The sequence below is a fragment of the Paenibacillus sp. FSL L8-0435 genome (assembly GCF_037965655.1).
GTDB lineage: Bacteria > Bacillota > Bacilli > Paenibacillales > Paenibacillaceae > Paenibacillus.
This window is the reverse complement of sequence record NZ_CP150185.1, coordinates 6889766-6915428: the sequence shown is the minus strand read 5'-3', so window position 1 is coordinate 6915428 and position 25663 is coordinate 6889766. Positions and strand designations below refer to the sequence as shown.

Genomic DNA, 25663 nt, shown 5'->3' with positions numbered 1-25663 from the left:
ATGGACACTCACAAAATAATGATCGTCGATGATGATCCTCATATATGCGAGATTGTTCAGGTGTATTGCGAACGGGAGGGGTTTATCTCCACCTGCAGTCATAGCGGGACAGAAGCGATGGAACTGCTTGCATCGTTCGAGCCCGATTTGATTGTACTGGATATATTGCTGGCTAATGAAAACGGCATTGACTGGTGCAGGAATGCGCGTAATCTCACCAGTGCGCCGATTGTGTTTCTGAGCAGTCAAGAGGAAGACGAAATAAAAATTAGCGCATTATCCTATGGTGGCGACGATTATGTGACCAAGCCGTTCAGTCCGGGAGTGCTCATGGCCAAGATCAAGGCGCACCTTCGCAGAGTAGCAACGGGCAGAAGGGAACAACTGCTGGAGTTACCGGGTTTGACACTGGATTTCTACACGCAGTCCGTCAACATGGGGAGTATGCCTATCTCTTTATCGAAAAAAGAATTCAGTCTGCTGTCCTATATGGCACAAAACGTAAATCGTGTCGTCAGTGTCGATACGTTGTTTCAAATCATCTGGGGAATGGAAAGTCTGGAGGATACAAGAACGGTTGCTGTACATATCAGTAATTTACGCAAAAAAATTGAGTCTGACCCTGCCGACCCCGAGCGAATCATTACGGTTCGGGGGAGCGGATATATGCTGGTTTCTAACAGTACATCACAAGCATGAATATAGCAGTAAGGGTAGTCTATTATAAATGGGTAAATGGCGTTGGAGCAGTAACTGACGCTATTGGCCCATTTTTTGTTCTTTCCACTAGCTTCGTAATCGACTCAAGATATTGAATTCCTCAACACCAGTCTGCGCTTTTCCATCCTCTTCAAAATGATTTGCATTGTGAGCACGATTTTAAAGTTTTCTTTAGGTTTCTCAAATAGGCTAATCCACCATGATAAAATCACAGTGTCCAATATAACGATTACACGTGAAGAAATAGTTGTCATGCTGTCCCGCATTAGTACTTAAAGAAGGAAGTGGCTCCAATGGCACGAGTTATATGTATCACATCAGGGAAAGGTGGAGTTGGCAAGACGACGGTGACGGCTAATCTGGGGACTGCCCTTGCCTTATCGGGGAACAGGGTTTGCCTGATTGACGCTGATTTTGGATTGAGAAATCTGGATATCCCGCTTGGTTTGAGCAATAGGGTAAACTATCATATTTCCGATTTCCTGACCGGTCGTTGTGCTTTGCATCAAGTAATCGTCAAAGACAAGCGAATCAGCACTTTGTTCTTTATCTCCTGTAGTAACGACGTGATGCATCACGATGATCCGCAAGTGTTTCGCAAGGTTGTGCAGCAAATAGCCCAGGGTTATGATTATGTGCTGATCGATTCGCCGGCAGGCATTGAAAATGGATTCTGGAATACATCTTTAGCGGCAGATGAGGCTATTGTCGTTACTACGCCTCATCGTACGTCGCTTCAGGACGCGGATCGTGTAATCGGATTATTAGAAGATAGGATTCCGGCTCCTCCACAGCTCATCATTAATATGGCCGACGGACAGGAAACCCCTTCGACAACGGTAAAGATGGAGGATATCATTGATATTCTCAATATTGGTGTGATTGGCGTGATCTATAGCGATGTAGAAGTTATACGTTCCGTACATAAAGGAATCCCGATTGCGCTTGATCCCGAGCTTGAAAACGGACTGCGCTTCCGGCACATCGCCCACAATGTGGCGAAGAATCAGCAGGAGCCTTTTATCTCATTAAAATCCAAGAAGCATAGAAGTATTTTTTCGCTTTCTCAAAGACTGCGCTGGGGGGAGAGTAGTTCGATATAGTCGAATTTGGTATATGAATTGTTTAGACGCGAATCATCTAAAATGAATTACAGACTAGCATACCGAGGTTGGGCAAGGGGGAGTCTCCTATTGCCCATCCTTTTTAATATGACGGATTGTCCAGCCGAGTGAGACAGTGCTTCCATGAAGGTTTCTTGAGCAGATTCCCAGTTTAGACATTTACGAGGATGCTGGTTGATGATGTTCTCGCTTGCAAGTTGTTGCTTACTTAAAGTTTTCTTTATAATTCACAAGCGGCTCATTTAGCATGATAGAATTCGAGGAGAAAAATCGATAGAATTAGCCAATCTGCATCCATTACATTGCGGTTGTTAGCAAGAAGAGTATTGAGTTTTGCCTAACGAAAGTGTCTTTAACCATGATGAATCTGCTCTTTGTCAGGTTCTAGAAAGTCGGTTCTTTAGTTTTATACATAGAAGGGATGAATGATTGTGAAGAAAGCAACAAAACGGTTGTGGAAGTTGAGCTCACAGATTCTATTGTGGATGCTGGTTATCAGCTTAATAGTGTCTGCTGTGCCCGTATTTCCGGCGCAGTCGGCGGCAGCGGCTGAACTGCCGATGCAGCAGACAGCAGTAACCAAATCCAGTGGGTTCCAGGATGTGAGTCCGACGGACTGGTTCCACGATGCGGTCATCCAGGTGCAGGAGAAGGGGATATTTAGTGGCACGACTGCCAGCACCTTCTCGCCAAAAGGGACGATGACGCGTGCCATGTATGTGACAGCGCTCGGACGAATGGCTGGGGTAGATACAGGAGCTTATTCTACTTCTAGCTTTGCTGATGTACAAGCGGGCAGTTGGTATGCCCCATATGTCGAATGGGCAGTTAAGGAAGGAATTACCGACGGTACGGGCGGAGGAAAATACTCGCCGAATGCCACTGTATCCCGGGAGCAGATGGCAACGATGACGTTGCGATATTTCGAAAGCGAACAGATTCCTTATCAGACCGAAAATCCGGTCACGACAGAGCCGGGCGATCTCGCGGATGTATCGCCTTGGGCGGCTGGCGCGGTCATCAAGCTGTGGCAAGCCGGGGTGTTCACCGGGGATGAAAAGGGTAACTTCAACCCGCTTGTGCAAGCGACTCGCGCGGAAGCAGCGGTTCTCTTCATGCGCAACAACGCGGTTGTAGAGGCGTGGAAAAATCAGAATCAAACGCCGGTTACGCCTACACCAACACCGGCACAACCGGTGACACCAACACCGACATCGCCGGTGACATCAACGCCAACGCCGTCACCCGGCGGTAATAGTGGTGGAGGAACGCCTGGAGATAACGGGGGTAACCCCGGCACGGGTTCCACTACGTATACGCTCACGTTTGAGAGCAACGGAGGCACGGCGATTGCTGCGCAGACGGTACGAAAAGGCCAGGTGCTAAATAACCTGCCGGCTCCAACAAAAGAAGGATATATATTCCAAGGATGGTTTACAGATAGCGATTTCTCGCTCATCTTTGCAGAGGATAGTGCGATAAGTGCGGATACGAAGTTGTATGCGAAGTATACAGATAGCATAGATAATGCCGTACAGAGCACACCAAGCTATTCGGTGCTGGATGTGGCACCGGACTTCACGATTGCAGTACACGATGCATCAGGCAATCTGACAGTACCTGAGGTCCAAGCGGGTATGACGTTCACAGACACGGCGAATCCCGACTTCGCAGGTATTACCGTCACTGGCGGGAACGGGGCCTTCACGGTAGCGTCTGCAGCCGAAAACGGAAAATTCGTCGAAGGTAATACGTATCAACTTACATTGACGGATGACAAGTTGTCCTTCCAAGGACAAGACGAGACGACAAGCATCTACGTGTTTAGTGTCGCTAAGCAAGAGGTTTTAGACATTCCGCTGAACCCGAACATGATCTACCTTCCGTACACGGATGTCACGGATATGATGCTGAATGGCACAGAGGTGGGTTCACCAGCGATTTCGGTAGTTGCCACGACGGTGGGCGGTAGCGAAAATGCGCTTGCCGAGGCGAATGCGAGCAGTGGAACGTTCGTGTATTCCGGCAGCACCGTGATTCAAGTCGGCAATACAGTCGCCATCTATCAAGGGGTTCGTCCCGATCAACGCACGTTAGAAACCACCGACGCTGACGACGGCGATGTGGCCTATGTCCAGATTACGGCGGTAGACGGAAGCACCTATACCTACGATCATGCGGATATCAAGCAAGTGTTGCTCAAGGCGGATGTTCTGCCGGTGAGTGAGCAAGCGGACACAGATGGAAATCCGAACAACAACTCCATCACAGTTGAGCATACCAAGATGAACTACAGCGACAGCATGTATGAGCCTTTCGGCTTGGATGAGTTAACCACGGTGGATGTGGGTGATTTTATCGGGTTCTATAAAGGTGAATTCGGCGCCGAAACAGGTTTTGAGACCGTTGGGTACGGACGTATCACTTCGATTACGCCTGAAGCTGAGATGGACGTCATCGAATATACTGACGCCACGATTGAAGATATTGAGAATGTCTTCAACATCTATCAGAAGCAAGCAATTGACGGCGAAGATCTGTTATCGGAAGAGCAGATCGCGGAGCTTGAAGAGCAGATCGAGCAGCAAGCGAGAGACAGCGGATTCGTCGATCAAGCCGCAGATTATCTATCCGATCTAGCTATGGAAACGAAGGATATCAAGGATTTGAAAGAAATTCAGCAGATCAAGGCTCAGTCTTCCCTGGCTTCGGGCAAAAGTAGCCGGGTGAGCGTAGAGAACCTGACGGTCGTTGCCTCACTCGGGACGAAACTGAAGAATATTAACGGCCGAAGTTCCGGCGTCAGCGCCACACTGCAAGTTGGCGCCGATATCGTCGTGAATATTAATGAAGACAGCGATCTGGTTATCCATATGACTAGTACATTCGTTCAAGAAATGAGCCTGGATCTCGGCATTAATGGTGATATGCAAGGGCATTGGCTGAAAAAGTGGGGAATCCCTTACTGGTATAGCATCGACGATTATGTGATCACTGCCAATCTGGATGCCTATAGCTATACCGGGCTTAATATTACAGCAGAGATGGCCCTCATTGAACACGATAAGTTGCAGGCTGCACTGAATAACTGGGCCGGAGAGAAAAAAGCTGGCAGGTTAGGTCAGATACAGGACATCGCCACACAGATCAAAGCATCTATGGATGGTGTACAAGGTACCTCTGTGGATACGGAGGAATTGAAAGAACAGTACCAAGAGATGTTGGAGCAAGATACGGAATGGGTTCCTTTGGTCAAGAAAGAGCTCTTTGAAAAAAGTGTGCGCGTGGCTTACGGGATTGTAGAAGTCAAATTTGAAGCAGAGTTTGTAGTCAGTGCTCAGGTTAACTTAACGATGGGTGCAGATTTCTACTACAAGATGGCGAAGCGCTACTCGGTGACCTTGCGTGTGTTAAGTTTTAGTGGTACGAGCAATACGGTCAGCTTGCCGGGAGACGGCGATTACCAGTTCACCTTCTATGTGATGGGGACGCTCGGGTTGCGAGCCGGCATTCATATGGAGGTCAAAGCGGGGATTGGCAGTGTCAAATTAAATAGTATTGGACTTGCCGTAGAACCTGGTGTGTATATCAATCTATGGGGTTACTTCTACTATCAGTTGACAAATACAAACGGGGTAAGATCTACAAAGTCTTTAGGTGCTCTGTTTGTTGAGATCGGTATCTATTTGGAGGTCGAACTCGGTGCCCAGTTGGGTGATGGAGCGCTCTCGGGCAGCGTGGGGCTGGTTGATGAAGAGTGGCCACTATATACGATTGGTGAACAATACAACGTCTCCGACTTCGCTTATCCGCAGGATAAGAATCTTTTGCTTGGTCTGGCAGGTGTTGCGGCATCCCTTGATGTACCGCAGTCGATGCTCTCGATGAGTATGTTCGATTTGAAAACAGGCGATACCGATACTCAAGCGTTTGGTGCTTCAAGGTTCGATATATACGTAGACAATGCGAATTTCAGGTATAACTTGGGTACGAATAAGGTCGAAGTAGTGAATACCAGCCTTCCGGTAAGTAAGGGTAATCTGGTCATCACTTGGAAAGGATCGCCGCTTTCATTCACGTCTCGTACGCTCAAGCGCACGATACCGTTGACGTGGCGCGTTACGGAGGGTGAATATATCCTCCAGTTGGATCCACGAAACGGCAACGCGACTCAGGTTCTTCCATTTGTTTATAATGCAACGGTTAATGTGCCTACTCCGGTCTATCCGGGCTATACATTTGACGGATGGTATACGGCAGCTACAGGGGGAACAAAGGTAACGATTCCGAGCCGCATGCCTAAGGATGATTACCAACTGTATGCGCACTGGACAGCGAACCAGAATACGCCATATACAGTGGAGCATTATTTGATAGACCCGAATACAAGAAAGTCGATTTCGACTACGCCGGATTATAAGGAACTGTTGACAGGAACGACCGATACGGAGATTCGCATCAACTCTGACCGATACAAGGATCGAGGTTATGCGAACGGAGAAATATACGGACGCCTGATCAAGGGGGATGGTTCGACGGTCGTAAGGGTTGAGTATTATCCGACGAGTCCGACTATCACTTTTAATTTGAGCTATCCGGGCTCTCCGCGCAGCACCTTAACCGAACCGTCCGGCCGAAATATCGAGGGGCGTATACCGGTGCCGACAAGACCGGGTTATGCGTTTGCCGGTTGGTCGCCGGAGGCGCCAAGCGTGATGCCGACTTCGAATACGGAGTATACCGCAATATGGACAGCCAAAGAAGATACGCCTTACCAAGTCGTGTATTTGAAGCAGAATATGGCGAGTGACACCTATACGGTGGCAGATACGGAAACGTATCGCGGAGCTACCGATACAGAAGCCAATCTGACGAATATAACTCCAAGGTCCTATGCTGGGTTTAAACTGGATGAAAATATTCCCGGAACGGTGTTAACAAGTCAGATAACCGGCAATGGAAAAACGGTTCTGAAGCTGTATTATAAGCGTGATGCTCATACATTGACGGTCGATTACAATGGTTCCGGCCAAGAGACCAAAGTTGTAGAAGTTCCATTTGGAGCGACGACGCAGCTCTATCTGGGCACACCGATCTGGCAGGGGCATGTCTTCACAGGATGGTCACCAACTCCTCCGACAACCATGCCTGGGGAAAGCATTATGTTCACCGCGCAGTGGACGACGAACGCTTATACGGTGAGCTTCAACAGCAATGGCGGAGCGGAAGAAGTGGAGAACCAGACGGTAGGGTATGGCAGTTTGGTCAGCACACCGGTTGAACCGACAAATGAAGGTTATGTCTTCGGCGGTTGGTACAGCGGCAGCGACCTGACGACTCTCTACGACTTCGCGGCACCGGTGACGGGTGATCTTACATTGTACGCGAAGTGGCTGCTCCGTTATACGGTGAGCTTCGAGAGTAACGAAGGCTCAATAGTAACGAGCCAGATGGTGAACGAAGGGTCTAGGGCTGAAGCTCCAGTCGCTCCGGAGCGCGAAGGTTACGTATTCAGTGGTTGGTACAGCGACATTGATCTGATCACCCCTTACGACTTCACAACAGCAGTAGTGACGACGGATCTTACGTTGTACGCAAAGTGGACGGTTTATGTGCCGAATACCTATACGGTGACTTTTGAGAGTAATGGTGGGTCGATCGTAGATGCCAAAACGGTGAACGAAGGCGCTGTGGCTTCCGCTCCTGGCGTTCCTTTACGGGGAGGCTATACGTTTAACGGTTGGTACAGCGATATAGACTTGACGATTGCTTATGGTTTTACAGCAGGAGTTATGGAAGATATAACGCTCTACGCGAAGTGGACGAAGAACAGCTATACTGTGAACTTCAGCAGTAATGGCGGATCATTGGTGAGCAGCCAGTCCGTGAACGAGGGCGATACGGTTATAGAACCTACCGCACCGATACGCGAAGGCTATGTGTTCAGCGGTTGGTACAGCGACCTTGCCGGTACGCAAGCTTACAGCTTCACAACATCGGTGACGACAAACATCACGTTGTACGCAAAATGGACAGCGATCTATACAGTGACCTTTGACAGCAATGAAGGTTCGGTGGTTGATGACCAGACGGTGGAATACAACGGAACAGCTACAGAGCCAGCCGCTCCAACAAAGGAAGGGTATATTTTTAACGGCTGGTACAGTGATGCAGGTCTGATCGAGGCTTACAGCTTCACGACACCAGTGACGAATAACTTAACATTATACGCGAAGTGGACATCCAACAAGCTCACGGTGAGCTTCGACAGCAACGGCGGGTCGGATGTAGAGAACCAAATGGTAAGCCCCGGCGGCAAAGCGATAGTACCGACTACGCCAACATGGGAGGGTTATAAGTTCGATGGTTGGTACAGCGACATTGCCGGAACGCAAGCTTATGATTTCGACACGGAAGTGACGGCATCCCTTACCTTGTACGCAAAATGGTCAGTGACACCGTGGTTCAACGTAGGTGGTTTGTTAGAAGGCAGTACAACTTATCAAGTGTTAACCGACAGTGAGGGTACGGTGTATGCTTCTTATCGATCGAATGACCTGCGCCTGGACAAATATGAAGGAGGCGTGTGGAAGAACATCTACCAAGGCACGGGTGACAAGTTGAGCTATACGCGGTTTGTCTTTGACAATGAGGACAATCTTTACCAGACTTCGTCCAGCGGCGAAGGCGTATATGTGCAGAAGTATAACGGCACGGAGTGGGAAGATATAGCCCGCAACGGATCTCTTCCGGGGGAAGGTTCAAATATTGCGTTTGACCAAAATAACGTGCTTTATCTGGTTTATAATCATTTAATTAGCAGCAATAAGTATGAAATGAGAGTGGTTAAATACGAAGGGAATAGTTGGGTTTCCGTAACTGGCGGCGATAGTCTTGGCGGGAAGGCGCTTAATCCAGTTATCCAATTTGATAGAAACAATATCCCATATGTAATGAACGATGTGTCCGAATTTATCGATAGAGGGAATCCTGCTATAAACGGACGAGGTTCACGTATCACAGTTTCGAAATATGAGAATGAAGCTTGGGAGCATATCGGCAACTTGGGTCTCGTAGAAGTAAGAGCTCTTGTGGAACCAGCAGAGTTTGCGGTTGCTCCTGATGGCGTGCCCTATGTCCTTTACTCAACGCCTGGCTCTTGGGTTCTGACGAGCTACAACGGGACGGATTGGGAAAAGGTCGGTGAGGGCAGGGTACCGACGTCCGATTATAGAAGGTTAAGACTCGCTGTTGACGACTACGGTGTTCCTTATGTTTCTTATGATGATCGATCAAATGAGAAACTGGCAACCGTAGTGAAGTACGAAAGTGCGTGGATCAAAGTTGGCGAAGAAGGTTTTTCCATAGCTAGTCCGCTCACTTTGAGTTTCGCTAGGGGTAAAGACGGCAACCTGTATATGATTTATAGAGAGGAAGTTTCAGGAAAAATAGTTGTGAGGAAACATAAGTTGCAATAGTGTAAGATGTTAATCAAAAAGTATAAGAAGAGTCTACTTCCGAAGGGAGCAGGCTCTTTTTTTTGCGTTAGCAAGGCGAGGGAAAAGCGTCGGAAAGCACAATGTAACTGAAATGTGCAAGCTGGCAAGTCTGCGGTTCGAACCAAACTTTTGACGCTTATTATGTTCCATCCAAGGTATCTTGAAGGACACGCTCCTCAATATTCGAGAGACGGGGGAATTTGTCATCAATATGGTTCCGGCTTCGTTGGTGGAGTCGATGCAGCGATCATCTGGTTCTTGGAAAAGTAGAGCATATACGGGTGAATGCAGAGGCATATGCCGGTCGTTATAAAATATCCATGGAGAGCTGGCTGGCGATTACGCGCTAATTAAATCTATATTTTCAGTCTGAGATAGGGTTACGTAATCTATATCTAAAATAGTGCAGCAGAAAGAACCGCTTCTTCAGTTGTGACTCCTGAAAAAGCGGCCTTTCTCTGAAATTTAAATTGTAGATGTAGGTGGCTAAATCCTCATCTGTAATTCATTTGTTTAGAAATTGGTTCGCCCAAACGTGGCATCACTCTTCACCGTTGAACTGCTGGATGCATTGATGGCATCGAGTTGTAATACGTAATCATAATGCCGGATGTAATGTCCAGGCTGACTATACGATTGAAGGGATACTTTGGTGCTGTCAGCCCAACCTGGACTGCTTAGGAACGTAGCATCTCCCTTATAGGCGGAGGTGTCGGCATAAGCTTCAAGTACAATTTTATTGCTGGTGTTGCGCTTCAAAAAGTAACCCGGGAAGTTGATGGACTCCAGTGAAATTCCCGTGGAGCTGGCAAGACCCGGTACGACGCGGAACTGGGAATCCAGAACAGGGGAGACGTTGGCATCCACGCGAGCAGTGTAATTGGCATGACGGATGTATCGATCCGGAATGTTGTGTGAACTGAACCGACTGTAACCTGTGGCTTCCGGTGTTGCAGGACCCAACATTTTGACCTCGTGCAGGGTTGGGGTGTACCAGTTACCCGGATTATTCCACAAGACCGCGTTCACCATATTAATCCGTACATAACGGGCTGTGAAATGCACAGCATCTGTTGTAAAGCCATAGGTCAGATTGTTGGTGCGATCCAAGGTGGAGTAATTGACACCATCGTTGCTAATTTCAATTTTGTATTTGTAGTATCCTTCGGAACCTTTATACATAAACCAGGACGTGTCGATCTCGTTGATCGTCTTCGGTGCGCCGAAGTCCACCTGCCACCAGGCAGGCCAGCTATTGGAGGAAGCCACCCATGAAGTCTGGTAGTTGCCATCATTGACGTTGGATGCAGACGAGCCGGAGGCTGTGGAGCTGGCGGTAGCTGTTTTGCCTTGTGCATGATTGACGAGAGCAGGCGGTGTTACCGCACCCGTTACTGCGTCGATATTCCACGTTGTATACCACTCCAGTGATGCGGTTCCGTTCGAATCATTCAAGGTTAGTGGCAGCCAGATATGTTTGTGCTCTCCGAGGTTCATCGGATTCCAGCGATCCGCCATGTAGATGAAGGATGTGGTGTTGCTGCCTGTAATCGTGGCAATATCGTGAATCTGCGAACCGAAGGCAGATGGATTGCCATATGGCGTAAGCGCAGCCCATGGACCCGTCATGGAAGTTGCTGTAGCATAAGCGCCCTGATTCGGATACCAGCCAGCGGCTTGAGAGGTGAAGAGGTAGTAACGGTTTCCTTTTTTCACAACAGCAGGTGCTTCACGGTAGGCGTTCTCGAACAGCCAGCCCTCGAAGGACTGTATTCCGGTGTAACTTGCATTCATTTTAAAAATAGCCATCGTATCATTGGCACCGCCATTTTTGCGGGAAGCAGTAACCAGATAACCTGTGCCATCTGTATCAACAAAGACGGTCATGTCACGGGATTCATAATTCAGCGGGCGGAAGCTGCCCTCATAGGTGAATTTGCCATTCGGGGTATTGCTTGTTGCGACCGCTACACGCCCGAGGTTGTAGTCTGTACCGTTCTCATAGTGTGCCCAGAGCACATACTGATTGGTGGAGGCGTTATAGATGACTTTGGGGCGTTCGATCTTACTGGAGGCCAGCTCGGTTGCGGAATCTTTCGTCAGGATGGCATTGCTGAAAGTCCAGTTCTTCAGATCAGTGGAGGTGTAGACGTTCACGCTGTCAAACCTGCCGCCCACCGCATGTTCACCGTACAGATAATACGTCGAGCCTACCTGCAGAATGTTGCCACTATTCGCATGGATGGGGTTGCCTGCGGTATCGAGCCAATCGGTACCGTTGGTTATTGTGACACTTGCTGCGCTTGTCCGTTCAGGATGAAGTCCAAACAGGGTGAACGTGAGTGCAAAGACCAGAAACCAGACGGCTTTCCTGTTACCCATTACATACACCTCCCGAAAGATATCAGATTAAATGTAGCGCTTTCATTTATATTGTAGTTGGGTCAGACTCTTTTTCAAGTGAACAATCCATCCATTGCTGAACAAACCTTCATTTCATCGTGGCTGAGCGGTGAGAGCGGAGGAAATGTTCCTAAATATCAAGTACGATGATGTAGAGAGGATCAGGTACACACGTTAAAATAAAGCTAGACTGAATTCACATCATGGTTGGAGGGTGAACCGTCATGAACAAGTTTATTGTAGATGAAGACCTTCAGGTGATATTGCATAATGACGAGGATAGAACGAGCACTCCGATTAAGGGAGGCATTACTACTCAGGATTTTGAAGTCATCTCTACTTATCAAAAGGGATGGTTGACCTTCGCCTATCTACGTGATCGTCAGGGAATATGGTGGTTCAATGCCCGTAAGAACAAGGCGAGTTTGTTCAGTTGGGATACGGAAGCTTTTCGTGTGATCGATGAAGATTACTGCTGCGACTCTCAGTACGTCTATCTGGAAGATCGGGCCATGCCTGACTCTGATCCGAGCAACTTTCGGCTATTGCCGGATACGCCCTACTTTGCTCAGGACCAACGTTATTTATATGTAAAGAGCAGCACGCATTTTCATCTATTTGAGGATATCGATACGAACTCTGTGATTGCTCATCACGACTATTGCACCGACCAGGACCATCTGTTCCATCTGTCCAGCTCTCTTCGTTACGCGAATGGGGAAAAGGATGAGGTGAGGGCATGGTTGCAAGAACATCATCCCGACGTACATGGCTGGTGGCATGCGCATTATGCCCACAGTGCAGAGGGCGCTACGCAGATCACAGGGAATTGGTATGAGACAGAGTCGTCTATTTTTTATAAAACCGAATGGGGCGGTACGGCTCATCGAGAAGCAAAAGAGGTATTCAACCTTGTTCGTGGAGCAGACAGGTCTACCTGTGAACCGCTGGATGAGCAGTTTGCACGGGACCGAAAACGTGTTTATTTTCAGTGGCGTACTGTACAAGGAGCAGACCCGGATACGTTCCAGTCACTAGGTGGACCTTTTGGACGTGATGGCAAACACGTGTATTACAACGGTTACCGTGTCGACGAGGCAGATGCTCGGCAATTTGTAGCGTTTGCCGGGACGGAGCATCTTGGACTTTCCATGGATCAGCAACATGTGTATCGTGCCGAGGTTGTTCGGACAAGTCAGCCTTTCGGTCATCCAGACGATGTGCTTCAGATCATCAAGGGAGCTGATGCTGCAACGTTTGAGTTAATAACACCTTCCGGCAGTTGGGCGGTGGATGCCAATCGTGTGTATCTATGGGGTAAACCAAATAAACATATCGATCGAGCCAGCTTTACACATCTATTCGATGCTGATCCCCAGAGTTGGGCAATGGATCAGAATGGTCTATATAATGCCAATGGCAACCGCACGGTAAAGGGTGTGAGCGGTAGTACATTTGTCATGCTGAATCAATATTGGGGTAAAGATGAGCGTGTGGTGTTCAGTTTTGTGACGGGTGGGGTTTATAAGTCGGGAGATGTAGCAACGTTTCAGGTTACGGATGATATCGGGGGCGCCGAAGATGCGCTCTTTCGGTATACGGTGGAAGGCGGTACAGTGCGGAAAAAGAAGAGGTAATGAAAACAGGGATAGCAGACTTAGAAAAGAGTCCACTATCCCTGTTTGAATTTCTATTTATTTGACCGTATTTACCAAACTATTTATGACCTTTGCGAACCTTGAGCTGCATCTTTTTGATCGTTGTGTTTTGCATGAGCTCCAGTACGAGGGGGCCTTTGCCATTCAGAATCTCTACATCCGTCACATTATCCAGAATCGTAATGATCCCGATGTCGTCTGCGGTTACCCCTTCGAGCTTGGCTATGGTACCTACAAAGTCTACGGCGCGAAGTTTCTTCTTCTTGCCTCCGTTGAAGTTCAGCTTCATGATCTGTTGGTTAAGCTGTTCACGCTTGTCCTTTTTACGTTCAGGAACGATCTTCAATCGTTTCTCAAAATCTTCTCTGCGGCGATCCACAGCTTCTTCAGAAGGTGCTTTCACGACAGGGATTTCGAATCCAATATAGGATTCAATCTCAGCCAGACGTCTGCCATCTTTCGGTGTGATCAACGTAATGGCTTTACCTGTTTTGCCTGCGCGACCCGTACGGCCTGTACGGTGAACATATCCCTCTTTTTCCAAAGGAATATCGTAGTTGATGACATGGGTAATATTTGTGATATCAATACCACGTGCGGCTACATCCGTTGCGATCAGATAACGGAATTGTCCCCGTCTGAATGCGTTCATCACTTCGATCCGCTCATCCTGCTCCATACCACCATGGATACGATCTGCTGGGTAGTCAAGATCAGCCATAACCCGGAACAGTTTATCCACATTCTCCTGCGTACGGCAGAACACGATGCAGCTATCCGGATTTTCCACAATGAACAAGTCTTGAAGCAGTGCGGTTTTGTTCACCTCGGGTACGTTAATCACAGCATGTTCAATCGTGGCTGTTGTCAGTCCACTTGCCTTGATTTCGATCTCCACCGGTTTGTTCATGTATTTGCGTGACAGCTTGGCTACATCTTCAGGGAACGTAGCGGAGAACAACATCGTTACTCGCTCCTGCGGCAGTTTCTGAATGATGGACTGTACTGTCTCAATAAAGCCCATATTCAACATCTCATCCGCTTCGTCAATAACGAGATAGGCGATCCGTTCGAGTGGCAGCGTGCCGCGTTCGATATGATCCAGTACCCGACCTGGTGTACCAACAGCCACGTGGGTTCTTTGTTTTAACTCTGCTTTTTGGATATGAAAAGGGGACTGTCCGTATAGTGCGGTTGCTTTAATACGCTTAAAGCGGCCGATATTCGTAATATCTTCGTTAACCTGCAAAGCCAGTTCCCGGGTTGGTGTAAGAATCAAAGCCTGTGGCTTATTCTCATTCCAATCCACCAGCTCGCAGAGCGGAATGCCGTAGGCGGCTGTTTTACCACTGCCTGTCTGTGATTTGACCACAAGATCCTGATTCTCTAGTGCTACCGGAATAACTTTGGTTTGAACCTCGGTTGGTGTCTCATAGCCCAGACTGTCCAGTGCTTTTACGATCTCTTCACCAAGTCCATAATCTTTAAATTGTTGCTCGCTCATCGTTTACCTCTTTTGCGTTAGTTTTGAATACTCTACATACAAGCATTGCACCGTACATTTATCGTATACCTCTTCATTATACTCTATATGCAGGCAGGCTAACGGAGTAAATGCTTCAAGTGTGTAAATTGTTTTCATCATTTCCGATTTTAGTAGCAACCACCCGTTGCTGTTCGTATGTGTATCATAACGTTCCACGTGAAACGAAATGTATCGGCGTATTTTGCTTGGTGTTAATGAATGACCATTTTTACAGCTTTGGTTTGGGGAGGGTAAGATTGATCAATAACTCCATTGATCCATACTTCTGCACTTCGACCAACGAGTGTCTCATCCAAAGAGACGGTGACAATCTCTTCTTCGATGATGAGTTCGGCGTCCTTGCTGAGCGAGACCCAAATCGGTCCAGAATCAACACCGCCATCTTCTTTATTCTCGATGAGTACCTGACCTCTTTCTTCCTCAAAATCCGTAATAATTCCTCGCACATGTGGCTTCTCTTTCCCTTGTTCCTCGGATTTATCTGCGCATCCGAGCGTTAGCAGAAGCAAGATAAACGGGAATACGAATAATCTTCGTACAATGGACATCGGGTTACTCACCTCTCATCCTTTTTAATGCATCTATAACTATGGACGTTACCTGAGGTGACGAAGTTCCTGTATATCAATAAAAAAGAACCAAAATCATTCGATTCAGTCTGGTACTGAAAATTGGAATATGTTAGCATATAGTTAACTTACTGAACGGAGGGATACGTGTGGTAAATTTTTTTCGATTGAGATAGTAGCGGAACGTTTGCTTGCGCTTGCTGTTTCACTGCCTGTGTGCAGATCATCGGGAGAAGTTTGCCTGTTTACACGTATGCCGCTAGTCGTCATGAAAGGATCACTTTTTGAAGTGGTTCTTTGATGTACTACTATTTTTTTGTGAGCATCCAGGTATGCCAACTTCCGAAATGAACTGCACAGGCGAACATGTCTGTGTTTTTTATTTTATCCAGGAAAAGGGGAGTACCTGATATGACAAAACCGAACTTAAATGAAAATTTGGCAATTCATAAGGAACTATTAACTTTAGCAAAACAGAACGGACTACTTATTGTTGAGAAATCCTTGGAGATCAACGAGTCGGGTATGGATTTTCGAGTAGCATTTGCCACGGATGAAGAAGGCCGCAGATGGGTTCTGCGCCAGCCGCGACGCGAAGACGTGTGGGAGCGAGCCGAGAATGAGCGCAAGGTGCTGGATGTGGTCCGAGGAAATATACCCGCACAAGTACCGGATTGGAGGATCTTCACGCCAGAGTTGATAGCTTATCCTTTACTTGATGGTGATCCGATCGCAGTTGTGGACCCCGCAGGGGGAGGGTATGTATGGCGATTCCCTCAGGAGAGCTTATCGGATACATTCCTGGATTCACTGGCTACGACTCTCGCCATGCTGCATAACATCGATCCCGACAAGGCGAAGAAAGGTGGAGTGCGGATCAAGACACCTATGGAAGCTCGCAAAGAATTTGCAGCCAATATAGAGGAGGTTAAGCAGAATTTTTCGGTGCCAACCGAGTTAGTTGAACGTTGGACGGTATGGCTTTCTGTAGGTAGTTATTGGCCTCAGCACTCGGCGTTCATCCATGGTGATCTGCATCCGCCGCATATTATTGTCGATGATGCCCAGCGAGTAACTGGGCTTATTGATTGGACGGAAGCGGAGATTGCAGATCCGGGTAAGGACTTTGTCATCTACTACGCACTCTTTCAGGAGGAGGGGCTGCGTGAGCTTTTGAGTCGTTATGAGAAGGCAGGGGGAAGAACATGGCCCCAGATGCTGGAGCATATTCGGGAGCAGTGGGCAGCTTATCCTGCAATTGTTGCCAAGTTTGCACTAATTACAGGAAAGGAGTCCGACATGGAGATGGCGAGAGGCATGCTTGCGAATTGGGATGTAAAGAGAGGTTGAGCATCGAAGGCATATATAATTGGTTCACCCGTTATGGCACGTACTCTCGCAAAGCAGTTACAGCGTTACTCTAACGGTTCGTTAACATAACAAAGGGCGATCCCGACCATGAGTTCCATGGGAGAATCGCCCTTTTTCTTTTTCATTAAGCGTGGTGCGTCACGAATGTGTTTATTTCATTATACTCACGTATTTCCCGTATACAAATGCTACACGTCCATCCAGCTTCACTTTTACCCAACCATACTTGTCTGTACTGATCACTTCAAGCAGGGTGCCTTTCGGTACAGCAGCAATGACCTTGGCTTTGGATGAAGCGCCGGCGCGTACGTTCAGGTAAACCGCAGTAACCTTGGCTTGTTTGCCTTTGGTGACAGTTCCTGGTTTACCTGTGTTCGGTGTTGATGGCTTGCCAGGTTTCGACGTGCCTGGAGTCGGTGTTGGTTTTGGTTTCGTTGGCGTTGTCGGCTTCTCAGGTGTAGGAGTAGTTGCTCCCTCGCCATTGCCTGCCGCTTTGCGAGCTTTATTCAGCTGTTGATAGAACGCTCCCTTGGTTTTCGCGCCTGCGAATTGTGCCGCACTCACATCTGCTTTGGCAGATAGCGTATCAATCTCTTCCTGAGTCACCGTATCCAAAATGTTAATGGAGGCAATGTTGGTGTACTTGCCATCTTCTGTTGTTGGCACAGACATAATGCCATCGTTAATTAACTCCACTACATCTGCACGCTCCGGTGCAGTCAGGTCTACGCCAGTGATTTTCCAGTTGTGTTGAATCTTCGGTTCGTAGACACCTTTCATGACATCTTTCAGATAGGCGATGGACAGGTTGCGAATTGTACCTTGAATCTCACCAAATGCCGAGGCATCCTTGGAGGACCAGAGCTGCTTGAACTTGCGCCCTTCCATGGCGCCGCCTTTGGCAATCAGGGCTTCCATTCGATAGGCGTTCATGCCAAGTTTCAACGTATCGTCTTCTTTTACTGTTGTACCGTTGCTGTACTTGAGATTTGTAATCCGACTGCCGTATGGTTTGGTCAGGTCAATCTCATACGTTACGCCGCCAAAGAAATCATCTGTGCTGTATTTGGAAGCACGTCGTTTCGGATCAAAGCTGATGGTCACATCACCCGGGCGTGTGGAGTTGAAGTATCCCGCAGACCACTCCATATAGTCCATCAGATCGCGTCCGGTCACTTCATATACGGTCACTTCACCAAAGGTGTATTGGTAGTTGAATGCAATATCCTTTTTCTTGATCGGGCCTACATCCAGCTTGGCCTTGTCGTTATCAATCTGGTGCGCGACCACATCGGCATCACTGTAATGCAACATCACTTCGGTGAAAAAGTCAGACAAAGGTGTTTCCTGGATCTGCACCGCAGGGATACCCTTAATCTCATCAGCAGGGACCAGGTTTGTTCCTTTCAGTTCAGCCACTTCAATATTGGCATCGGCACGAGCGAACTCGTGGAATGGGTGAAGTGTTTCTTCCAGCGCAGGATCGGAGACTTCATATGTTCCGTCTGCTGCTTTCACAGCGAGAGCTTGAGCTTCCTTGCTTTTCAGCACAACTTTGTCGCCGTCTTTTTCAAATGTCAGATCAATTCGAGAGATGTGTGAGCCATATTTATTCGGTTCGGAGATCAATACGCCGTTAACCGTTTGGGATTCAATCAAGGTATGCATGTGTCCGGCAAATATGGCAGCCAGCTCCGGGTTGGCATTGGCGATATCCGTCACTCCGGTTCCCGGATTTCCGTTCTCGTTGTCCAGTCCCATATGCATGAGTCCAACCATGACATCAACTTTGCCTTTCAGCTCAGCAATGGCCTTCTTGGTCTCTTCCACAGGATCTTTGACGATGATGCCGTCCAGGTGATCCGTACCTTTCTCGAACTCGGTAATCATTGGTGTGTTCATTCCGATAACACCCACTTTGATTCCGTCTTTCTCGATAATCGTATAGGCAGGCATGTAGCGGTCGCCGTTTTCTTTGAAAATATTACCCACGAGAGGTTGTCCATTGAATTGGGAAGAGATCTTCTCCAGTACGTCCAGCCCAAAGTTAAACTCATGGTTACCCATAACCCATGCGTCATATTTCATTTCGTTCATTGCCACCATCATGGGAGATTGGGGCTGATCATTGAACAACTCAGCCGAGTTATCCTGAATCATGTCGCCTGCATCGAGCAGAATCGTATTGGGATTCTCCGCACGCACTTTTTTCACAATCGTGTAGAGCTGTGTCATGCTACCGGTTGGGTTTGGACCGTCCAGAGCATAGTCCCACGGCATAAATCGACCATGAATATCGGATGTTCCCAGCAACGTGATCTTAGTCTCCTTGTCTGCCTCAGCAGCCTGAACCGGAGTGGAAGCAAAAGGGGCAAACAAAATGGAGGCACATAAGAGGAACGATAAAGGCCATCCGGCGAAACGTTTTGTTGAAATTTTGCGCATGTTGTAATCTCCCTTGTTATCTAGTGTGTGTAAAGATATGTATCATTTCATACTAGATAAACATGTGGTGAATGTAAACTCCAATGTAAGAGTTATGTTGGATTTAAGAGAGTGAATCTATAAATAGCTTCAGAAAAAGCATTTAATTCTATTTTCTTTACAATAAAATACTATAATTTGACAGGTGTTAAAAACCAAAATTATCCAGTAAAATGATGTTTGTAAGCGCTTAACAAAAAATGAATACTAAGGAGGAAAATCATTGATTAAGTCTAAGTGGTTCAAAACAGTCGGCTCATTGGCATTGGTAGGGATTCTCGCTGCTTCTGTTGCGGTTGGCAGTGTGAGTGCTGGTTTGGCGAAAGGTAGCAAATTTCTGGGCAATATTATTGCCAACCAGGTTCCTTCGAATTTTAACCCATATTGGAATCAGGTAACTCCGGAGAACTCTACCAAGTGGGATGCTATTGAAGGCACACGCAACGTAATGAATTGGGGCCAGGCGGACATGGCCTACAACTATGCTAACAATAACGGATTTCCGTTCAAATTCCATACGCTCGTATGGGGAAATCAACAGCCAAATTGGATTAACAGTCTCTCAGCCGCAGATCAGAAGGCTGAAGTGACACAATGGATTAAAGCCGCAGGACAGCGGTATTCGAAGTCTGCCTTCGTTGATGTGGTGAATGAACCTCTGCATGCGAAACCATCCTATCGCAATGCCATTGGTGGAGATGGGGCAACGGGTTGGGACTGGGTTATCTGGTCATTTCAACAGGCGAGACAAGCCTTCCCTAACTCCAAATTGTTAATTAATGAGTATGGTATTATCGGTGATCCCGCTAAAGCGGACCAATATATCCAGATTATCAACCTTTTGAAAAACAGAGGTCTAGTTGATGGTATTGGAATCCAGGCGCATTACTTCAATATGGACAACGTTTCTGTGAGCACGATGAACACGGTATTGAACAAGCTCGCAGCGACAGGGTTGCCAATCTATGTATCCGAGCTGGATATGACAGGTGACGACAATACACAATTGCAACGTTATCAGCAGAAATTCCCTGTGCTGTGGAAACACTCTGCTGTTAAAGGTGTGACGCTGTGGGGTTACAACCAGAATCAAACCTGGCAGGCTGGCTCTCACTTGGTCAATAGCAACGGTACAGAACGTCCGGCTATGCAATGGCTGAGAAATTACCTGGCGAATAATCCTTAAGCTTGCGTTTTGACGAGTCTGATCTTCTATGTAGATTGGTTGATTATATAACACCATATAGCGCCTGTTCCACATGTTAAGCATGGGAACATGGCGCTATTTGTGTTAATGCTTTGTCTCAACAGTGTTCGGCAATTCATGGTGCAGGGAAACATTTGATTTTAATCCAAACCAATACAAAAGCGATCAGTGCAAAGATCATTCCGCTCCAGATCAGTTGATGTATTCCTAGGTTCGCGATGAACCAGCCGCCGATAGCAGTACCCAGGGTAATACCTAGGTTGGAAAAGGATACATACAAGCTGTTGCCGAATTCAGGCGCGTCCTGCGCTTCAGCGGTTAACCAGGTTTGGCTTACAATTAATCCTCCTGAATGCACGGATGCCCAGAGGATGACTACAATAACCATCCACATGAAGTGAGGACCGGCCCAATAGACGAGTGCGTAAGCTGCTACATACAGCAGGGGGAAGATGAGGACAGTTCGGACCACACTCTTACGCAGAAACTGTCCAAACCCCAAATTTCCGATAATCATGACGACACCAAAGACGGTCAGCATGACGCTGATCCATGATCCGCTCATGTGGGTGACCTGTCCAAGATACTCGGCGAAATAACTGTACACGGAGAACATGGCGGCGAATATAAAAATGACTGCGGCAACATTCAGCCATAATCCAGGTTTGCGCAGAATACCGAGCTGCTTGCCATAGGACATCTTTTCCTTCACGGGCATCGAGGGTAACCAGATCCATATGCCGATCAAAGCGACCACACTGACCATCGCTCCAAACAGGAAGGCGATTTCGAGGGATAGGCGTTCAGCAAGATACGATGTGAGTGGCACGCCAAAGGCAAAGCCCGCTGTAACTCCAGTGAATACTTTGGCGACGGCCTGACTGCTTTTCTCTGCTGTTACGAGTTGGGCACTGGTGACCAGGGCTACGGAAAAAAAGACGGGATGGAATAACGCGGGAATGATACGGAAGATAAGCATGGTATCAAAGGTTGTGGCGTAGGCATATACGACGTTTGAAATGGCAAACATCAGCACAGCGGTTAAAAGGATGATTTTGCGATTAATTCCGGACGCCAGCAAGGTGAGAAAAGGGCCCGCAATGGCTACGACTAGCGCAAATATACTGACCAGCCAACCTGCCTGTGCAGCCGAGATGCCGAATTTATGCGCAACCTGAGGAAGTACCCCCACGATTCCCATTTCTGTTGTAATAATTCCGAATACCCCGAGTGCCAGCATCAAGATAAGGAGTGGATTGACCTGTTGTGATTTCATGCAAAGCGTACCTCCAATAAATTTAAATATACAGAAAAGTAGATATATCATGTCGTAATGAGCCTGCCTTGCCTCCTATAATATGATGGACATGAGAGTAAGTTCTCTGGATTACATTATATCTAGATTTATAGATTTGTAAATATAAAAGGTGAAACGTCATATCTTTAAGTCGTCTTCGGCTTGTGTTCTACAGGAGTAATCATGGTGACAATAAGCATGGTCTGGTCCATGAAAAATAGCGCCGGCTCAAGGAATTCCTGAGCTCAACGCTATTGATGTCCGCGTTTTTAACGATGTGTTGGATTAGTTATTTCGGATGAATAACCATGCTGTTGAATGAATCGGCTTCCAGCTCCATGTGTAGGGTCTGTCCTTCCTCGATGGTCAGATACAGATTTCGACGGTCTTGGAATGGATTATTAATGACAATGATGAGACTGTTATCCGGGTTGCGGAAAGCAACGGATTTACCGCTCCAGGCGCCAGACAAGCCGACTCTTCGAGCACCAGGAACAATATGATGAGCGAAGTGTTTCATCACATAATACTCAGGGTTCCGAGTAACCTCCTTATTGTCGGGATCTATCGTAATCATGGAGTTCTGCTCCCAGCCCCATGTGCTGCGGCCTTTGGGTTCCAGAACCATGTTCCAGTAGATGTACGCGTTCACTCCATTGCTGAAGTAGTGCTGGTAGAGGTTATATACATATTTGGCATAGTTCCATGAGTTGTTGCCATCACCGCATTCGTTCTCGGTCTGCATATAACGCAGCTCCGGATAACTGGCCGAGGTACGTTGAATGGCATTTTTGCCTGCCCATTGATACCCAACACCTTTGATATAGGAATAGGCCTTTGGATCACTCAGGACAAGCCCGGCATACTCATCGAAGTCGTTTGTTTTTTTCTTGATCAATTCTTCCCATGGATCAGGGGCATTGATCGTTCCGAGCCAGATTTCCGTATCCAGACCGTGTTGGTCAAAAGCCGGGCCCAGATAATCGGCGATAAACTCACGAAGCTGCTCGCCTGTCCACATGCAAGAAGGGAATTTCTGATCTGCAATCACTTCGTTCTGCACATGCACCTGATGGATCGTAATGCCTGCTTCACGGTAGGCCTGTACAAATTTTACAAAATACAGAGCGTAGGCCTCCAGAATATCTTTCTCCCAGCGCAGTGTCCCATAGTTATAGGCTTTCGGCGACTTCATCCACGTTGGCGGACTCCATGGCGAAGCGAAGAATTGCAGGTTCGGGTTATAAGTCAGAGCTTCCTTGATGTAAGGAATCAGATATTTGAAATCACGATTGATCGAAAAATGTTCCATGGCCACGTCGCCGTCCACCTCATTGTGGCTGTACCACTGTTCTGCATAATCACTTGCGCCGATGGGCAGGCGACAGATGTTAAACTTGTGCTCACCCTCCGGATGGAAGAGAGAGTGAAATACCTCATGGCGCTGCTCCTCATTTAAGTGGGACAGAGCCATATAACCAAGCTCGTTGAAACATCCGCCAAACCCTTCCACAAGTTGGTGCTGTTCACCCGTCAGTTTTAAGTTAGCGCTTTCATTAGTCGGCACAAAAGATAGCTCTCTCCACGGGCTGTCTTGGGTTGTGGAATAACCAGTGAGCGTGAATGTCATGTGAATTTCCTCCTCGCTTGAACCTCAGTTGTCATATATATTACGTTCAGTATAACAACTCCCACGGCAAAAGAAGATATGCTAAACCGTGTGAAATTTACCCTAATCCAAGATGAAGCATCATGAGTTCGTATCCGCACAGACAGATGGTATAGTGTGTTTGCTTGTGATCGGCGATGTCCATATACCATTATCCAATGTCATAACACAACACAGCGAAAATCCCCACTGATTGTTCAGACGGGGACTTGCGCTATGTTTCTCAAATTCTCTTAAGGCTGTACACTTTCACCAAGCTGTTTATTTTCAAAAATCAGAATCGTTTTGCTGCTTCCGATGTAACCAACAGAGGTATTGAATTGCTCTGAAATGAAGCGTACAGGTACAAAAGCTTTACCATTTTTCATCAGAAGAGGAGCATCATTGATCGCAAGCGTATCATTCACGGCAACTTGTTTGTTACCCACGCTCCAGCGGATGGTCTTATCATGCTGTGTGATCACGGCTTCGCGCGTACCGTTGTTCCAGTTCACACGGGCGTTTAACTGCTCCGAGACAAAACGCAGAGGCACATAGGTGCGCCCTTCATCGATAAAAGGTGCAGCATCCAGTGCATAAGCACGATCCCCGACATAGGCAGTGGTGGACCCTTCAATCAGACGTTGGAAGCTGCCCTGCGGCGTTCGTTTCTGCTCCCGCACATTCATCTGGTTCAGAAGCTGCATCGTATGACTACCACTCACAACATCCAGATAATTATTCTGCACTGTGAGTCCGGCAGGCACAACCTCTGAGACAGACGTTTGAATACCCGAGGATAACGAGGTAGACGCCGAGATATCCTGTATAACATTTGTCGCTGACTGATCACGGGTAAACGTAAAACCTGCAATCGGTGTGAGATCCCACACCCGGTTGTTGGATAATTTTAATACGTCCAGGCTGGAAAGCTGCCGTAAAGGTTCCAGATCATAAATCTGATTGGATTCTGCATTCAACTCCGTCAGCCCAGTCAGTCCCTCAAGCCCTTTGAGGTGCTGTACTTGGTTACCAGAGATATCAAGTGTCCGAAGGCGTGTCATGTGCGCCAGTGGTGTCAGATCCGTGATTTGGTTGCCTGCCACATTCAGATTCCGCAGTGTATTTGGCAATTCAGCCAGTACGTCCAGCGTCTGAACCTGGTTGTTAGCTATGTTGAGTTGTTGGAGCCGGGTTTTACCCATGAGCGGTGTCAGATCGCTAATGGTATTGTTCGAAATCTCAAGCCACTTCAGTGCATCCGCATCCGAGAGGGCCGCAAGACTGGCAATCTGGTTACCGCTGGCGTGGAACGTATGTAATCGGTTGAACCCACGTACAACCTCTATAGAAGAAATGGAATTATTGCTGATATACAGCCGTCCCAAGTCTTTCAATTCAGTAAGTGCGTCTATGGATGTAATGTAATTATTGCGAACATCGATCTCGCGAAGCTGGGTTAGGTGCTCCAGCGGTGTGAGATCCTCAATCTCATTCCCATATAATCGGAGGTGTGTCAGGTTGGTTGCATATTCGAGACCGGACAGGCTGTGAATACCTGCATTGCTCAGATCCACCACTTCAAGCTGCTCCAGATCCGTTGAAGTTAAGGGCACATCCAGAGGTTTGTTCAGGATTAGTTTCAGTCCGTCCTCCAAAGCAGGATCTTCAATGATTCCCTCGCCCAAGTCCGTGGTTGTGTAAGCCATGGCTTGCCCCGATGCCCCGAGACTCAGGATGAATACTAGAAGTAATAGCGTCATTCTTCTCATTGCATGCATTCCCTCCGATTTTTAGAATTATAAAATAATCCGAACAGATTGAGTTAATTAAGTATAGTATTTACACGATAACAGCAACCGGAAGGTTGTTCTGCCCACGGGAGTGCTCAGTGTGAATTGAATAGTTTAACATATGCAGGTTCGGCTCAAAGCACATCTATAGTTATTAACCCGTCAACAGGGAAAAGGAACAAGAAATTTCGTAATAGGTATTTCTCTACTTCTATTCTATATGAAACAATCCCTGCTCTGCACTCTTCAGAGACATGTTTATCAAAAAAAATAGAACATCCACCACAGACCCTATTCAACCCACCCTTGAAACGGGTAATGATGAAGTAAAGATGCCATTTTGG

The 25663-nt window shown here is 47.4% G+C and carries 14 protein-coding genes; 7 read left to right on the top strand and 7 right to left on the bottom strand.

Features of this window, described 5'->3' with window-relative positions; genetic code table 11:
* From NST33_RS30555 to NST33_RS30540, 4 genes are all read left to right on the top strand, one after another.
* Nucleotides 1-699: a response regulator transcription factor gene (locus tag NST33_RS30555; protein WP_221820107.1), complete on the top strand. Its 699-nt coding sequence runs from the start codon at nt 1-3 to the stop codon at nt 697-699.
* A gap of 314 nt (nt 700-1013) precedes the next feature.
* Entirely contained in the window at nt 1014-1823 is an 810-nt protein-coding gene (gene minD / locus NST33_RS30550) for a septum site-determining protein MinD (protein ID WP_221820105.1), read from the top strand.
* A gap of 452 nt (nt 1824-2275) precedes the next feature.
* Complete coding sequence (locus NST33_RS30545) at nt 2276-9322, top strand: InlB B-repeat-containing protein (RefSeq protein ID WP_339306233.1); 7047 nt, start codon at nt 2276-2278, stop codon at nt 9320-9322.
* A gap of 221 nt (nt 9323-9543) precedes the next feature.
* On the top strand, nt 9544-9693 hold the full coding sequence (locus NST33_RS30540) for a hypothetical protein (protein WP_221820092.1): 150 nt from the start codon (nt 9544-9546) through the stop codon (nt 9691-9693).
* A 163-nt stretch (nt 9694-9856) separates the two neighbouring features.
* Here NST33_RS30540 and NST33_RS30535 read toward each other — a convergent pair whose 3' ends face one another.
* Nucleotides 9857-11725 (bottom strand): AbfB domain-containing protein, encoded by a 1869-nt coding sequence (locus tag NST33_RS30535; protein WP_221820090.1) that lies wholly within the window; start codon nt 11723-11725, stop codon nt 9857-9859.
* 245 nt (nt 11726-11970) lie between these two features.
* On the opposite strand from NST33_RS30535, the gene NST33_RS30530 reads away from it, so the two are divergent.
* A complete protein-coding gene (locus NST33_RS30530; protein WP_221820089.1) occupies nt 11971-13383 on the top strand; it encodes a DKNYY domain-containing protein in 1413 nt (470 codons plus the stop codon).
* A 79-nt stretch (nt 13384-13462) separates the two neighbouring features.
* On the opposite strand, the gene NST33_RS30525 is transcribed toward NST33_RS30530, so the two are convergent.
* Nucleotides 13463-14908 (bottom strand): DEAD/DEAH box helicase, encoded by a 1446-nt coding sequence (locus NST33_RS30525; RefSeq protein ID WP_076320241.1) that lies wholly within the window; start codon nt 14906-14908, stop codon nt 13463-13465.
* A 233-nt stretch (nt 14909-15141) separates the two neighbouring features.
* Entirely contained in the window at nt 15142-15498 is a 357-nt protein-coding gene (locus NST33_RS30520; protein WP_221820087.1) for a YobA family protein, read from the bottom strand.
* A gap of 432 nt (nt 15499-15930) precedes the next feature.
* Between NST33_RS30520 and NST33_RS30515 the strand changes: the two genes are divergently transcribed.
* Complete coding sequence (locus NST33_RS30515; RefSeq protein ID WP_221820081.1) at nt 15931-16869, top strand: macrolide 2'-phosphotransferase; 939 nt, start codon at nt 15931-15933, stop codon at nt 16867-16869.
* Between the two features lie 171 nt (nt 16870-17040).
* Here NST33_RS30515 and NST33_RS30510 read toward each other — a convergent pair whose 3' ends face one another.
* A complete protein-coding gene (locus NST33_RS30510; protein ID WP_221820080.1) occupies nt 17041-19335 on the bottom strand; it encodes a 5'-nucleotidase C-terminal domain-containing protein in 2295 nt (764 codons plus the stop codon).
* Nucleotides 19336-19597: 262 nt separating this feature from the next.
* Here NST33_RS30510 and NST33_RS30505 point away from each other — a divergent pair, with 262 nt between their 5' ends.
* On the top strand, nt 19598-20560 hold the full coding sequence (locus tag NST33_RS30505; protein WP_221820079.1) for an endo-1,4-beta-xylanase: 963 nt from the start codon (nt 19598-19600) through the stop codon (nt 20558-20560).
* A gap of 136 nt (nt 20561-20696) precedes the next feature.
* Here the strand turns inward: NST33_RS30505 and NST33_RS30500 are convergent, their stop codons facing one another.
* From NST33_RS30500 to NST33_RS30490, 3 genes are all read right to left on the bottom strand, one after another.
* Nucleotides 20697-21857, bottom strand: a complete 1161-nt coding sequence (locus tag NST33_RS30500) for an MFS transporter (protein WP_221820078.1) — start codon at nt 21855-21857, stop codon at nt 20697-20699.
* A gap of 310 nt (nt 21858-22167) precedes the next feature.
* Nucleotides 22168-23508, bottom strand: coding sequence for a glycoside hydrolase family 30 protein (locus tag NST33_RS30495; protein ID WP_221820077.1), 1341 nt, complete (start codon nt 23506-23508; stop codon nt 22168-22170).
* Between the two features lie 272 nt (nt 23509-23780).
* A complete protein-coding gene (locus tag NST33_RS30490) occupies nt 23781-25298 on the bottom strand; it encodes a leucine-rich repeat domain-containing protein (RefSeq protein ID WP_221820076.1) in 1518 nt (505 codons plus the stop codon).
* Nucleotides 25299-25663 lie beyond the last annotated feature (365 nt).

Coding starts and splice junctions, on each gene's coding strand:
- NST33_RS30555 (WP_221820107.1), top strand. CDS start 1: ATGGACACTCACAAAATAATGATCGTCGATGATGATCCTCATATATGC.
- minD (WP_221820105.1), top strand. CDS start 1,014: ATGGCACGAGTTATATGTATCACATCAGGGAAAGGTGGAGTTGGCAAG.
- NST33_RS30535 (WP_221820090.1), bottom strand. CDS start 11,725: ATGGGTAACAGGAAAGCCGTCTGGTTTCTGGTCTTTGCACTCACGTTC.
- NST33_RS30530 (WP_221820089.1), top strand. CDS start 11,971: ATGAACAAGTTTATTGTAGATGAAGACCTTCAGGTGATATTGCATAAT.
- NST33_RS30525 (WP_076320241.1), bottom strand. CDS start 14,908: ATGAGCGAGCAACAATTTAAAGATTATGGACTTGGTGAAGAGATCGTA.
- NST33_RS30520 (WP_221820087.1), bottom strand. CDS start 15,498: ATGTCCATTGTACGAAGATTATTCGTATTCCCGTTTATCTTGCTTCTG.
- NST33_RS30515 (WP_221820081.1), top strand. CDS start 15,931: ATGACAAAACCGAACTTAAATGAAAATTTGGCAATTCATAAGGAACTA.
- NST33_RS30510 (WP_221820080.1), bottom strand. CDS start 19,335: ATGCGCAAAATTTCAACAAAACGTTTCGCCGGATGGCCTTTATCGTTC.
- NST33_RS30500 (WP_221820078.1), bottom strand. CDS start 21,857: ATGAAATCACAACAGGTCAATCCACTCCTTATCTTGATGCTGGCACTC.
- NST33_RS30495 (WP_221820077.1), bottom strand. CDS start 23,508: ATGACATTCACGCTCACTGGTTATTCCACAACCCAAGACAGCCCGTGG.
- NST33_RS30490 (WP_221820076.1), bottom strand. CDS start 25,298: ATGAGAAGAATGACGCTATTACTTCTAGTATTCATCCTGAGTCTCGGG.